Raw genomic sequence first — 13806 nt, forward strand, 5'->3', positions numbered from 1 at the left:
TGTTGCAGGGAGATTAGGCGAGGTGGGCTGCGTTACTCAAGCAACTGCTGGCAATTTCACCCAGTTGGGGATGCTGGCCGTCACGCGGGTGCCATCGACATCTATGCCGTTTGCAAGGATCGCGTCGAGATATTCGAGGCGCAGCAGCGCGAGGCCGCGATAGCCGTCGACGGCGCGGATATCGCCGACGTCCTTGCCGTCCAATGTCAGGTCGGTGCCGATGGGCGGTGGGTTACCCTCGAACCGGACCGGTAGGAGGCGTTTTCTGACCAGGCCGCGGTATTTGGTACGGGCGGTCAGCTCCTGGCCCATATAGCAGCCCTTCTGCCAATCGACGCCGTTGAGTTCGTCGAAGCCGCATTCGAGCGGAATGGCCTTGTCGGGCAGAAGATCATGGCTGCCTTCCGGCACGCCGAGAGCATAGCGGTGATCCTTGAAACTACCCTGGGGTGCTTCTGCAAAGCCAAGGTCGCTCAAGGTTGCGCCGTAGGTTGCGCGCGGCAGGAAGGCATGGACACCGAGATCGGGGAGGCGTGGGTCGGTGAAGACGACGCCCCCGCCAAGTGCTTTGGCCGCACCGGCATGTGCCGCGAGGCCAATGCGTGCCAGCGCGCCGCCGCCAAAGAGATTGACCACGACGAATTCACTGTCGAGATCGTCGAGCGTCACCTGCGAGCGCAGCTTGAACATCTTGAGGCGCTTCAGGAGATCGGCGCGGCGGGCACTTTCGCAATCAACCAGATAGCGTGCGCCTTCTTCGACCAGCAGCAGGTCATAGGCGAATTTTCCCTGCGGCGAGAGGAGGGCAGCAAAAACCGCCTGCGCAGGCCCGATGCGCTTGGTGTCATTGCTGATCAGCCCCTGCAGGAACTCGGCGCGATCTTGGCCGCCGATGGCAATCATGCTGCGGGCCGGGTTGAGTTCGAAAAAAGCCTTATCTTCCATGTGGCTATGCGGTACCTTCGAGTTTCGTTACTAATACTTGGAACAGTGTGCCGAAAAGGCAAGGGGCTTCCGGTAATGGGGGACGGGCTTTGGCAATAAAGCGGATCGGCATTCTGACCAGCGGCGGCGATTGCGCCGGGCTCAATTCCATCATTCGCGCGGTCTATGCCCATGCCAAGGGTCATTTCGGCTGGGAGGTCATCGGCATCCATAATGGCACGGCTGGGCTGCTGGCCCGGCCTGTGGAAGCGACGGCCCTCGACGAACGAGTCGCGGGCTCCGACATGCTGCGCCAGGGCGGCACGATTCTGGGCACGACCAACAAGGGCGATCCATTTGCTTTCCTGCAGGAGGATGGCAGCCATATCGATCGCTCCGGCGAGGTGATCGAAGGCTTCCGTCTGCTGGGGCTGGATGCGCTGATCGGTATTGGTGGTGACGGCTCGCTCGACATCCTGCGGCGGCTGGCGATCCAGGGCGGCTTCCAACTGGTGGCCATCCCCAAGACCATCGATAACGATCTCGGCGCCACGGAATTGTCGATCGGCTTCGAGACGGCCGTGCAGACCGCGACCTCGGCGCTGGATCACCTGCAGCCCACGGCGGCAAGCCACAGCCGCGTCATGGTGCTGGAGGTGATGGGCCGGGATGCCGGCCATATCGCGCTGTCGGCCGGCATTGCCGGCGGTGCCGACGTCATTCTCATTCCCGAAATTCGCTATTCCTTCGCGGCCATCGAGAAGAAGCTTGCCGATTTGCGCAAGGGCGGGCGCAACTTCGCCCTCGTCATCGTGGCGGAGGCGGTCAGGACCGAGAACGGTCAGTCGATCACGTCCGTGCATGGTGGCGGTGCCACGGCAATGCAGACCTATGGCGGCATCGGCCATTACATCGGCACAGAACTCGCCAAGCGCAGCGGCGCCGAGACGCGCGTCACGGTGCTGGGGCATGTGCAGCGCGGTGGCACGCCGGAACCCAAGGACCGGGTGCTGGGCTCGGCCTTCGGTGTGCATGCGGTCGACCTCATTGCCGAGGGCAAGTTCGACCGCATGGTCGCCTGGAATTCACGGCGCGTCATCGATGTGCCGATCGTCGATGCGATCAAGGGTGCTGCCACGGTGGATCCGCACGGCACATTGGTCAAGACCGCGCGCGGATTGGGGATCAGCTTTGGCGATTAGACTGAACGCCGACGATTTCTGGGAATTCAGCCTGGCGATCTATTGCCGCGAGGCGGTAGCGAATGCGTGCCTGTCGCTGCAGGACCGACGCGGCGCCGACGTCAACATGTTGCTGGCGATCTGCTGGCTGGCGCGCAGCGGCTATGCGGTGAGCGACGCGGCGCTGGAAAGCGGATTGGCGGCCACGGCACCCTGGGCCGAGTCGGTGCTGCGGCCCTTGCGTGCCGTGCGCCGGAGTCTCGCGAGCTTTGCCGATGTGGGAGGCAATGATCGGCAATCGATCAAGCATGGCCTGCTGTCGGTGGAACTGGAAGCCGAGCGTGTCGCACAACAGAAGATCGTCGCGGCACTGGCCGGGCATATGAACGGCCTCAGGGCCGAGCCGGCGCGCAGCCTGGCGGCAATCGGGCTCGATCTTTACGCTGCTAAAATGAGTGCGGGCGAAGTCCAGGACCGGGCCGATCTCGACGCCATTCTGGCAGCACTCTGAGGTAGAGGCGCTACTCCGCTGCCCGTGCCAAGGGCTGTGGCTGCAGCACGCGGTCGGGCGGCAGCCACAGGCTGACCGTTGTCCCAACGCCCGGCGTGCTTTCAATGTCGAGGCGCCCGCCATGAAGATCGGTCAACAGCTTGGCGACCGGCAGGCCGAGGCCGGTACTGGTCTGGCCAACATCGTGCTTGATCGCTTTCAAGCGCTTCAGGTGGTCCTGGTTCTCCAGTTGATGAAATGGCACGGTGATGCGTTCGATATGGGCGGCATCGATGCCGATTCCGGTATCGCTGACGCTGAGGCGCATGCCGCCGTCATTGCCCAATGTGGCAGTCAGTGTCACGCGTCCTTCGGGGGGCGTGAACTTGATGGCATTGTCGAGAAGGCTACCCAGTGCCTGACGCAGCTTGGCATGGTCGGCGATGAGGCCCGGATTGCCGGCTGGGCTCGTCACGTGCAGCAGGATCCGGTCGCGCTGCGCCGCAAAAGTCACCGGTTCGACCACTTCCGCCAGCAGCGTATCGACAGCGACGCGTTCGTCCTGCAACGCGACGGTGCCCGATTCCAATTGCGACAGGTCGAACACCTGGTTGACGAAGCCCAGCAGATGCCGGCCGCGATCATGGATGTGGTTGATGTAGTCGGCATATTGCACGTGGCCGATCGGCCCCAGCATTTCCAGTTTGATCATCTCCGAATAGCCCAGCACCGCATTGAGCGGCGTGCGCAATTCGTGGCTCATATTGCTCAAGAATCGGGTCTTGGCTTGGTTGGCCCGTTCGGCACGGTCCTTGGCGATTGATAGATGTTCGACCAGCCGCTGGTTGCCGAGCAAGAGAGCGATGTTGGACTTGAAGCCGTCATTGAGGTGCCGCGCCATGGACCACAGCAACCAGCCCCAGAAAACGACGAAGGCGGCGATGGCATAGCTCGGTTCGCCGTCGAACCAGACCATGCGCAGGCCGAAGGGGAGAAGGGCAGGAATCGTGAATGCCGCAAAGGCGATGAGGCTGTTGGTATAGCCGGCGATGGCCGACGCGCTCAGCGCTGCCATCATGAACGCGGCCACAAGCTTGGCGTGATCGGGACTGAGGCTGCCGATGAGATAGATCGAGAGGCCCCAGAGCGTGCCAGCAACACCGGAACCGACCGAAAAGGCATAGACCCAGTTCTTGGCTTCGCCGACCGAACGCTCCTGGCGCAGGTAAAGCTTGGCGAGGGCGAAGCGCAACATGGTCCAGGCAAAGAGGGTGACGGCCCAGCCCAGCAGATAAAGATGCGGCGCGCTGGTCCACAGGGCGCCGGTCAACAGCACCATGGCTCCGATATTGGCGATGAGCAGCGGGCGCGTGCGCTGGTAGAGGCTGGCGATAAGCTCCGCCTCGACCTCTTCCCGAGCCACCGGCGCGGTGAGGTCGGTGCTCCTCGGATTGGGGGCGCCCATCGACGCGGCGGTCATGCAACGCGCTCCAGCGCGCATCCGCGTTGGATGCGGCGCACCAGTAAGCCGGCGCCCATGAAGTCGGGCGAATGCCGGTCTTATCGCGGAAGCGGCTTAACGAAGGGCTAAGGACAGCCCATTGAGAAGGCTTTTTGCTGGGATACTACACAATGATGTATGGCTCAGGCGGTTGGTAGCGGAAGACTGCCCAGGCTAATTTTCACCCCAGATTGCTTCTCGATCTCCTGCCGGATCTTGGCTTCGATCTGGACGCGGATCTTCTCCTCGATTTCGGCCCGGGTCTCGGCATCGAGGCTGGCGAGTTGCTCCTCCGTGAGACCCAGATCCGCCAATACCATCGCCCGCATCTGTTCGGCCGGGGTCTTGCGGGCGAAATTCAGGAATTCGTCGCGGGCGTCCGGTGTCTTGTCCACGGCACCGGACTGCAGGTCGCTGACGTCGAGGGATGGCTGCGTTTCGACGCCGGCATTGATGAGCGTCGCCGAAATGACGCCATTGCCGGGCCGGCCGCTGATGGTGGCGACGTTTGACCCGGCATTGGTCTGCTGGGCGAGGAGGCTTGAGAATGCGCCCTCGGCATTGGCTTCGGTCGCTTTTTGCTCGGCATCTTTTTCCGCTTTGCCAAGGATCTGGAGACCGCTGGAGGCTGCGCTGAACAGGCTGATCGACATCGGTTAAGGCCCTTCCTGCCGCGTATGGCTAAATTTGTCTGGTATCAAGCAAACGCCATGCCGAAAGTGTTAACAATTTCGCCTTCTGGGAATGTGTCCGCACAGCTATTGTGCAGGCGGACAAGAAGTGGGGAGTTCATGTCGCAGGACCTGGCCATCGGCGCGACAACGCGGCAGCGCTTCATCGCGTTGGCGGGGCTCTATGCCAGCGTCTTCACCTTCGGCATTTCCTTTGGCGGACTGGTGCCCTGGATGGCCCTCCATCTGGATGCCCAGGGGCTGGACGGTGCGCTCATCGGGCTTATCTCGGCGGCACACCCCGTCGGCGTCATGCTGATGGCCCCGTTCACGCAGCGCATCGTGCGCCGCTTCGGCAGTGGCAATGCCATGATCTTCTGCAGCGTCGTCGGCGTCGCTGCGATGTTTCCGTTGGGGTTGACCGATTCCCCATGGATCTGGCTGGGGTTGCGTTTCATCAGCGGGCTTTCGGGCAGCGTGCCATGGGTCGTGACCGAAACCTGGATCAACAGCGCCACCTCGTCGGAAACGCGGGGACGGGCGGTGGCATTCTACGCAGCCATCATGGCGGCAGGGTTTGCCGCCGGGCCCGAGGTGCTGAAATGGTCGATCCATTTCGGGGCATCGGCACTGCCGTGGCTGATCGGGCTCAGCGTTCTTTCGCTGCTCATCATTCTGCCGCTGCGGCGCCTGGCGCCGGCCATGGATGACAGTGGCGGCGCCCATGTGCTGGGCGTGTTCCTGACATTGCCGGCCTTGTTGTCGGCCGCCGTCGTATCAGGTTCCATCGACGCCTCGTTCTTCAGCTTCCTGGCGATCTGGGGACAGCGCGTCGGGTTCGAGGAATCCTTTGCCCTGACGCTGCTCAGTGTCTTCATCGCCGGCAATGTGCTGCTGCAATTCCCGGTCGGGTGGATGGCCGACCGCATGGGGCCGCGGCCCGTCATGCTGGGATGCGGCGTCGTCTGCATCATCGGGCCGCTGCTGGCACTGAGTGGGCTCACCGCCTATCCCATCTGGCTGGGTCTCGTTGCCTTCATCTGGGGCGGCTGCGTGTGGGGCGCCTATTCGGTGGCGCTGGTGGCGATGGGAAGGCGCTATGCGGGGGGTGAACTTGCCGTGGTCAACGCGGCCTTCGTGATGGCCTACACCTTTGCCAATGTCGCGGCACCGCCGGCCTCGGGCCTTGCCATGGATGTCATCGGCACCAATGGCTTGATGCTGGTGGCACTGGCGGTCGCCGCGAGTTTCACATTGCTGGTCTTCTTGCGCCGCCGCGAGTTCTAGCGCCGCTTTTTCGCGGCCTTGTCCCAGCGGGTGACGTGGTCGAGGTGCAGGCCGAAGAGGTCGAGGACGCGGCCGAGGCTTTGGTCGACCATCTCCTCGATCGATTGCGGCTGGGCGTACATGGCGGGCACCGGTGGGGCGATGATGCCACCCATTTCGGTGACACTTGCCATGTTGCGGATGTGGCCGAGATGCAGCGGCGTCTCGCGCAGCATCAGTACCAGGCGGCGGCGTTCCTTCAATACGACATCGGCGGCACGCGCGATGAGTGTCGGCGTCACGCCACTGGCGATCTCGGCCAGCGACTTTGCCGAACAGGGGGCCACGATCATGCCGAGCGTGAGGAAAGAGCCCGACGATATCGGGGCGGCGAGATCGTCATTGCCATGCACGTGATCGGCGAGCGCCTTGACCGCAGCAAGCTTACGGTCGGTTTCGTAGGCAAGGGTCAGTTCGGCGGTGCGCGACATGACCAGATGGGTCTCGATCATCGTGTCTTTCAACAACTCGAGGAGTCGTATCCCATATAGGACTCCAGACGCGCCTGAGATGCCGATGATCAGGCGCGAAGGCGGGTGCTGTTGGCTGGTTTGGGCGGGGTGCTTGTTCATGCGATCATTCATTCTGGAATTCATTCTGGCGCAGGATACGCTTTGTCGGCGTATTTGGGTCAGCGTGGCTTAATCAATCAGACAATTTTACCGTGACATCTTGAAGCGCCAAGCCCTGTCTCTCATTTACTTAGGGGCCAGAATGGCGCAGCATTCAGGGGTCGAGGCACCCTGAAACAACAGCAGGAGGGAGCAAACCAGCAAAGCGCCGTGGCTCGCAATGCAATTCCGATCCGATCACTGAAAACAGATGGGAGAATGGGTATGGCAATGACTGCGCATGTGGACTCGCTGAAGTCAAAGCACGCCGATTTGGACTTAAAGATCGCCGATGAAGAACGGCGCCCCCACCCTGATGAAGCCACCATCCACGCGCTGAAAAAGCTCAAACTGCGCATCAAGGACGAGCTCGCCGTCCTTGAAAAAACGCACTGACGCGCACGAATTTTCGGGCCTGAACAGGCCCTGATCTCCCGCAACAGACCGCCGTAGATGGCCCCGACGTGGCCGTCCGGCGGTCTTTTACTTGGCATTCGGCGGCCGAATTAGGCCCCGGTTTCGGTCTTGACCCGGTATCCGTCCCCTGGTTAAGGTTCGCCTATGAGCAACCTGACGCAAATTCTGGCCCTTACGCTTCGACTTACCGCCCCGGCGTGCTGAATCGCGCCGGCCGCGTGGCCGCTTGGCTACATCTCCGCCAGAGATTTTCTAACGTGTCAGGGATTGCCGATGATCCGCAAAATCGTCATAAGCAGCAGTGTGTTAGGGTATTTGGACCAGCCTTTTGGCGCGACCTCGCTTAGCCGCCGCCGTCGGCGCTGATGGCGACGTCCCTCGTTCCTGGGGGATACCGGCGGCGGCTTGAAGTCGCTCCTTCCAAATAACCCTGCTGATCAAATTCCTCGCGAGGATAGTGCCATGCATATCGACCCCAGTAGCAAGTACAAGCCGTTCCAGCCGATCAACCTCACCGACCGACAATGGCCGGGAAAGACCATCACCAAGGCGCCGATCTGGTGCTCCGTCGACTTGCGCGACGGCAACCAGGCGTTGGTGGAACCCATGGGCCCGGAGCGGAAGCTGCGCATGTTCCGCACGCTGGTGAAGATGGGCTACAAGGAGATCGAGATCGGTTTCCCCTCCGCCAGCCAGACCGATTTCGACTTCTGCCGCGAGCTCATCGAGGGCGGGCATATTCCGGCCGATGTCACCATCCAGGTGCTGACCCAGGCGCGCGACCACCTCATCACCCGTACCTATGAGGCGCTGGTGGGGGCGAAACGGGCCATCGTCCATGTCTATAACTCGACCTCGACCCTGCAGCGTCGTGTCGTGTTCAACCAGGACATGAAGGGCATCAAGGAAATCGCCGTTCACGGCGCCACCTTGGTGCGGGATCTCGCCAAGCAGCAGACCGGCAATACCGAATTCGTTTTCCAATACAGCCCGGAAAGCTTCACCGGCACCGAGATCGACTATGCGATCGAGGTTTGCGAGGCGGTGATGGATGTATGGCAACCGACCAAGGCCAAGCCCTGCATCCTCAATCTGCCGGCCACCGTCGAAATGTCGACGCCTAACATCTATGCCGACCAGATCGAGTATTTCTGCCGCAAGATGAAGAACCGGGAAGCCGCCATCATCTCGCTGCATCCGCATAATGATCGTGGCACGGGCGTTGCCGCGGCGGAACTGGGTGTGCTGGCCGGCGCCGATCGCATTGAAGGAACGCTGTTCGGCAATGGCGAGCGGACCGGCAATGTCGATCTCGTGACCTTGGGCCTCAACCTCTTCACGCAAGGCGTCAATCCGGAAGTCGACTTCTCGGACATCAACGAACTGGTGCGAACAGCCGAATATTGCAACCAGCTTCCCGTGCATCCGCGCCACCCTTACGCCGGCGATCTCGTCTTCACGGCCTTCTCGGGTTCGCATCAGGATGCGATCAAGAAGGGCTTCGCGGCGATGAAGCAGTCGAACAGCGGCGAATGGGCGGTGCCGTATCTGCCGATCGATCCGCAGGATGTGGGACGCTCCTACGAGGCCGTCATCCGCATCAACAGCCAGTCCGGCAAGGGCGGCGTCGCCTATGTGCTCGAGACCGATTACGGCCTTTCCTTGCCGCGCCGCCTGCAGGTTGAATTCAGCCAGGTGGTGCAGGACATTGCCGACAAGACCGGCAAGGAGATCACGGCCAGCCAGATCTGGCAGTCGTTCAATGACGAGTACCTGTCGCTGACCGAGCCCTATGGCTTCGTCGATCACCAGACGCTGGCCGATGCGCATGCGAGTGAAGTGCGCAACCTCACTGCCAGCATCCGCGACAAGGGCAAGGTCATCACCATCACCGGCCGCGGCAACGGGCCGATCGACGCCTTCATGGACGCCTTGAAGAAGCATTCCGGCATCGATCTGAAGGTAGTCGATTACCGCGAGCATTCGGTCGGTGGCGGAAGCGATGCGCAGGCCGTCTCCTATATCGAGATGGCGATGCCGGACGGGCGCGTCGTGTTCGGTGTCGGCAAGGATTCCAACATCGTTACCGCGTCGTTGAAGGCGATCATCAGCGCCACCAACCGCGTGGCCGGCGGCAAGGTTACCGCCGCCGCGGCGGAATGACGCGCTGACCGCGCTGTCATAGTGCACGTGATTGCCAGGGCCGCTTGCCTCGCCAGGTAAGCGGCCCTTGTTATGTGCGACCAAAGGAGGGGCCTTAAATCCTTGCCTCCGTCAGGGTTATGCTCATACTGCGGCATCTGAGAAGGCCTAGCGAAGAAGGGTCAGTCGGCATGTCGGGGAAATTCGATACCATCTATCGCCAGTCGATCGAGGCGCCGGGAACATTCTGGGCGCATGCGGCGCGCGATCTTTATTGGCACAAGAGCTGGGACGACGTCATTGACGGCAGCAACCCGCCGGCGACACGCTGGTTCGCCGGCGCCGAGTTCAACACGGCCTATAACTGTCTCGACCGCCATATCGATGCTGGGTTCGGCTCGCAGACGGCGGTGATCTATGACAGTCCGGTCACGGGCGTCGTGCGGCATATCACCTATAGCGCGCTGCTTGCCGAGGTGGCGCGCTTTGCTGGCGCCCTCGCCGGCCATGGCGTGGTCAAGGGCGACCGCGTCATCATCTACATGCCGATGGTGCCGGAAGCCCTGGTCGCCATGCTGGCCTGCGCGCGGCTGGGCGCCATTCATTCCGTGGTCTTCGGTGGCTTCGCCGCCAAGGAACTGGCGACGCGCATTGACGATTGCCAGCCCAAGATCATCGTCGGCGCCTCCTGCGGGATCGAGGCAGCACGCGTCGTCGCCTATAAGCCGCTGATCGACGAAGCGATCTCGCTGGCCAAGCACAAGCCGGCGCATTGCATTATCCTGCAACGAGACCGGCAGCGCGCCGAGATGCAGGCCGGGCGCGATCTCGACTGGCTCGAAGTGACGGCGGCAGCGACACCACATGATTGCGTGCCCGTGCCGGCGACCGATCCGCTCTATATCCTCTATACCTCCGGCACGACCGGCGCCCCGAAGGGGGTTGTGCGTGACAATGGCGGCCATGCCGTGGCGCTCAACTGGTCGATGCGCAACATTTACAACATGGAACGCGGCGAAGTGTTCTGGGCCGCCTCCGATGTGGGCTGGGTGGTGGGGCATTCCTATATCGTCTATGCGCCGCTGCTCTATGGCTGCACCACGGTGCTCTATGAAGGAAAGCCGGTGGGCACACCCGATGCCGGCGCCTTCTGGCGCGTCATCGAGCAGCACAAGGTCCGGACACTCTTTACGGCCCCCACGGCGTTGCGGGCCGTGAAACGTGAGGATCCCGAGGGCAAGCTTGTCGGCAATTACGACATCAGTTCGCTGCGGGCCCTGTTCCTGGCCGGCGAGCGCTCTGACCCGCCGACGCTGGAATGGGCCGAAGCCAAGCTCGGTGTGCCAGTGATCGATCATTGGTGGCAGACCGAGACCGGCTGGGCGATTGCTGCCAACTGCCTCGGCATCGAGCAACTGCCGGTCAAGCACGGTTCCCCGACACGCGCGGCGCCGGGTTGGGATGTGCGCGTGCTGGGCGATGACGGGCATCCGGCCAAGGCCGGCGAGATCGGCAACATCGTCTGCAAGCTGCCGCTGCCGCCGTCATCCTTTCCGACACTGTGGAACGCGCATGAGCGCTACCGGAAGAGCTATTTCGACCACTTCCCCGGCTATTACGAGACGTCGGACGCCGGCTATATCGACGGCGACGGCTACGTCTACATCATGGCGAGGACCGACGATATCATCAACGTGGCCGGGCACCGGCTTTCGACCGGCGGCATGGAAGAGGTGCTGGCCAGTCACCCGGACGTCGCGGAATGCGCCGTCATCGGCGTCACCGATGAACTGAAGGGGCAATTGCCGCTGGGTTTCCTGGTGCTGAAGGCCGGGGTCACAAAACCGCATGAGAAAGTGGTGATCGAGGCCGTGCAATTGGTGCGCGACCGGATCGGTCCGGTGGCGGCGTTCAAGACGGCGACCGTGGTCAATCGCCTGCCCAAGACCCGTTCCGGCAAGATCCTGCGCGGTACGATGCAAAAGATCGCCGACGGTGCCGCCTACAACATGCCGGCAACGATCGACGATCCGGCGATCCTGGGCGAGATCGAAGGCGCGCTGAAGGGCGTCGGCTACGCCAGGAAATGACGCCGGGCACGCAGAGGGCGCGCGTAAAAAGTTTTCTACCGCGCGATTTTACGCTTTACAGTACCATATTTGTTCTCCCAGGATAGCGACGGGGTAATCGTCAACGGCCGACCGGCCCGGGGGAATGAATGTTCGGTCAACTGCGTCAGTGCTGCGTTGCGGCGGTACTTCTGGCTGCCTGTCTGTCAATCACGGCCTGCGAGCGCACGCATGTCGAGGCGGCGCCGCTATTGGCGAGTGCAGCCTCCCAAGGCGAAGATCTGGCGCCAATTCAGTTGGATCGAGTGGTCTTCAATCTGGAACGCGGCCAGCAGATCGGCACCTACCGCGACAACAATTTCAAGCTTTGCGGTCAGACCATGCTGCCCCAGCCAATTCATTGGGCGGCGGGCAAAGTGACCGTACGCGATGAAGAGATGATGGACAGCTTCTATCGCGCCCTCAAATCGGCAAATTATGATGTGGTCGGCGATCCGGATGCATTGTTTGGCAACTACACTGATGCCAAACGGAGCCCTGAATATCTTGTCGGAGGGCGCGTCGATTTCATCGCACTTGATGTCTGTGACGAAGTTACATGGGGCGGTCGCTGGAAAGGAACGCAGAGCGGCCTTGGCCGCGTTGACGTGACCTGGCAGGTGTTTTCACCACTCGAAGGCAAAGTAGTCCTTGAGACGCGAACCAGTGGTTCCGATGAATTGAATGGAGGCGTGCCGAAGGGTGAGGTCGCGCTCATTATGCGCGCCTTTGCGGTCGCCGCCAGGAATCTCGCCGGCGATCCGCGCTTTCATGACGTGTTGTTGCGCCGGAATCATGTTCAAACGGCCGCGGCACCGCTCAATGGTTGGGGCGAAGTGCCGGCGCAATCGCCCATGGCCCTGCCGCTGACGCCGCTTTTCACAACACCGATCGGCACCAATATGGCCCGCATCCAGGCGTCGGTGGTCACCATCTTCAGTGGGGTGGGGCAGGGTTCCGGCTTCTTCATCACGCCCGAGCTGGTGCTGACCAACCACCATGTCGCCCATGACGCCAAACGCCTGAAGGTGGTGTTCATCAACGGGACCGAGGTCTATGCCACCACGCTGCGCAGCGACCCCAAACGCGACGTCGCTTTGCTGAAAGTGGAAGGCGGCCCCTATACCCCGCTGCCGCTGCGCCTCTCCGCCTTGGAACTCACCGAGGAAGTCTATGCGGTCGGATCGCCGCTGGACCCAAGCCTTGCCGGCACCGTGACGCGCGGCATTGTCAGCCAGATCAAGGAGAACGAATTCGGCCAGCCGCTGATCCAGGCCGATGCATCGATTCAGCATGGCAGCAGTGGCGGTCCGCTGCTCGATGCCAAGGGCAATGTCGTTGGCATCTCGCAATCCGCGTTGACGGATCAAGGCGAATACTCGGTCGGTATCAACTTCTTCATTCCCATTGCCGATGGTGTGCAGCGGCTCGGATTGCAGCTGCAATAAAGGCCAATATCCATTGTGCAGGAGCGGGAGAATCTGGCGCCAGGCGGCGTGATCTCCCAACGCAGATGCATCATAATCGCAATCGGACTATGATGCGTTAGAACAGCCAATGGTGCTAATTCATGCGGGGCCCAGTTATGCGGGCATGGCAAGCGGCGCTGTCGGTCTTCATGGTTGGCAGCCTGTGCCTTGCGTCACCGGCTGCGCAGGTTCTGGCTGCCGATGCCGGTCGCGATTTTGGCTGCACCCGCCCGGTTCGCGTTGGCCTCGTCGAGTTCGGGCCGATGTATCACCAGGGCAAGGGTGTCGATATCGACCTGCTGGACGAGTTGGCCAGGCGCACCGGCTGCCAGTTCGACATAAGGATCACGGTGCGGGCCAAACTGTGGCCGGCGATCGAGGCCGGCGACATTGATATCGCTACCAATTCGATCTCGACACCCGACCGCGCAAGACTGGCCCGGTTTGTGACCTTTTTTGGCTTCAAGAACATGATGGTGATGCCGTCGGCCGAGGTCGGCACCACGTTTTCGATGCCGGCGTTGGTCGCCAAGGCCGGCTGGCGCCTGGGCCTGGTGCAGGGTTTCCGTTACGGCAATTACTATGACTACCATCTCAAGATGCTGCTGGGTGACGACCGGGTCATCTTCTATGAGACGCAGGAAGCACTATTCAATGGCTTGCGCCATGGCGAGGTGGAGGCCATCCTGGCGCCGTCCATTCATTATTTCTTCTATCTGACGGCTGCGGAACGGGAGCATTTCACCCTGGTAAATGCCTCGCCGGCGCCACCGACGCCGTCCGGCCTGGCGCTCAGCCGGGCACGGTTCAGCGCTGCACAAACCGATAATTGGCTGCGCGTCGTGGAAGGGATGCGGCTCGATCGAACGTTGCATCGCATCGCCGCCCGCCGCGTCTCGGCAGCGGCGGCCAACACCATGATCGAATACTGACCGCCGCGCTGATCACAGCCGCCGCACGAGGAGT

12 protein-coding genes are annotated in these 13806 nt (G+C 61.9%); 8 read left to right on the top strand and 4 right to left on the bottom strand.

The window, feature by feature from the left end; genetic code table 11:
* Positions 1–36 precede the first annotated feature (36 nt).
* Positions 37–945, bottom strand: a complete 909-nt coding sequence (gene ygfZ / locus SMD31_RS12375; protein WP_320501205.1) for a CAF17-like 4Fe-4S cluster assembly/insertion protein YgfZ — start codon at positions 943–945, stop codon at positions 37–39.
* An 89-nt stretch (positions 946–1034) separates the two neighbouring features.
* On the opposite strand from ygfZ, the gene SMD31_RS12380 reads away from it, so the two are divergent.
* Both SMD31_RS12380 and SMD31_RS12385 read left to right on the top strand, forming a co-directional pair.
* The gene (locus SMD31_RS12380) at positions 1035–2126 is read left to right on the top strand and encodes an ATP-dependent 6-phosphofructokinase (protein ID WP_320501206.1); all 1092 of its coding nucleotides are present in this window, start codon (positions 1035–1037) and stop codon (positions 2124–2126) included.
* Entirely contained in the window at positions 2116–2616 is a 501-nt protein-coding gene (locus tag SMD31_RS12385) for a TIGR02444 family protein (RefSeq protein ID WP_320501207.1), read from the top strand. The genes SMD31_RS12380 and SMD31_RS12385 overlap by 11 nt, the downstream gene beginning before the upstream one ends.
* Before the next feature lie 10 nt (positions 2617–2626).
* Here the strand turns inward: SMD31_RS12385 and SMD31_RS12390 are convergent, their stop codons facing one another.
* The gene (locus tag SMD31_RS12390) at positions 2627–4075 is read right to left on the bottom strand and encodes an ATP-binding protein (RefSeq protein WP_320501208.1); all 1449 of its coding nucleotides are present in this window, start codon (positions 4073–4075) and stop codon (positions 2627–2629) included.
* A 164-nt stretch (positions 4076–4239) separates the two neighbouring features.
* Positions 4240–4749: a hypothetical protein gene (locus SMD31_RS12395; RefSeq protein ID WP_320501209.1), complete on the bottom strand. Its 510-nt coding sequence runs from the start codon at positions 4747–4749 to the stop codon at positions 4240–4242.
* Between the two features lie 138 nt (positions 4750–4887).
* On the opposite strand from SMD31_RS12395, the gene SMD31_RS12400 reads away from it, so the two are divergent.
* Positions 4888–6054: an MFS transporter gene (locus SMD31_RS12400; RefSeq protein WP_320501210.1), complete on the top strand. Its 1167-nt coding sequence runs from the start codon at positions 4888–4890 to the stop codon at positions 6052–6054.
* Here SMD31_RS12400 and SMD31_RS12405 read toward each other — a convergent pair.
* Positions 6051–6665: a UbiX family flavin prenyltransferase gene (locus SMD31_RS12405; protein WP_320501211.1), complete on the bottom strand. Its 615-nt coding sequence runs from the start codon at positions 6663–6665 to the stop codon at positions 6051–6053. The two genes, SMD31_RS12400 and SMD31_RS12405, sit on opposite strands and share 4 nt — an antisense overlap.
* Before the next feature lie 264 nt (positions 6666–6929).
* On the opposite strand from SMD31_RS12405, the gene SMD31_RS12410 reads away from it, so the two are divergent.
* The 5 genes from SMD31_RS12410 to SMD31_RS12430 all read left to right on the top strand — a co-directional run bounded on the left by SMD31_RS12410 (position 6930) and on the right by SMD31_RS12430 (position 13772).
* On the top strand, positions 6930–7100 hold the full coding sequence (locus SMD31_RS12410; protein ID WP_320501212.1) for a YdcH family protein: 171 nt from the start codon (positions 6930–6932) through the stop codon (positions 7098–7100).
* 483 nt (positions 7101–7583) lie between these two features.
* Positions 7584–9284: a 2-isopropylmalate synthase gene (gene leuA, locus SMD31_RS12415; RefSeq protein WP_320501213.1), complete on the top strand. Its 1701-nt coding sequence runs from the start codon at positions 7584–7586 to the stop codon at positions 9282–9284.
* Between the two features lie 170 nt (positions 9285–9454).
* Positions 9455–11353, top strand: a complete 1899-nt coding sequence (locus SMD31_RS12420; RefSeq protein ID WP_320501214.1) for a propionyl-CoA synthetase — start codon at positions 9455–9457, stop codon at positions 11351–11353.
* A 128-nt stretch (positions 11354–11481) separates the two neighbouring features.
* Complete coding sequence (locus SMD31_RS12425) at positions 11482–12819, top strand: S1C family serine protease (protein ID WP_320501215.1); 1338 nt, start codon at positions 11482–11484, stop codon at positions 12817–12819.
* Between the two features lie 137 nt (positions 12820–12956).
* Positions 12957–13772: a transporter substrate-binding domain-containing protein gene (locus SMD31_RS12430; RefSeq protein WP_320501216.1), complete on the top strand. Its 816-nt coding sequence runs from the start codon at positions 12957–12959 to the stop codon at positions 13770–13772.
* The last annotated feature ends 34 nt before the right edge of the window (positions 13773–13806 follow it).

This window comes from Dongia rigui (assembly GCF_034044635.1).
Classification (GTDB): Bacteria; Pseudomonadota; Alphaproteobacteria; order Dongiales; family Dongiaceae; genus Dongia; species Dongia rigui.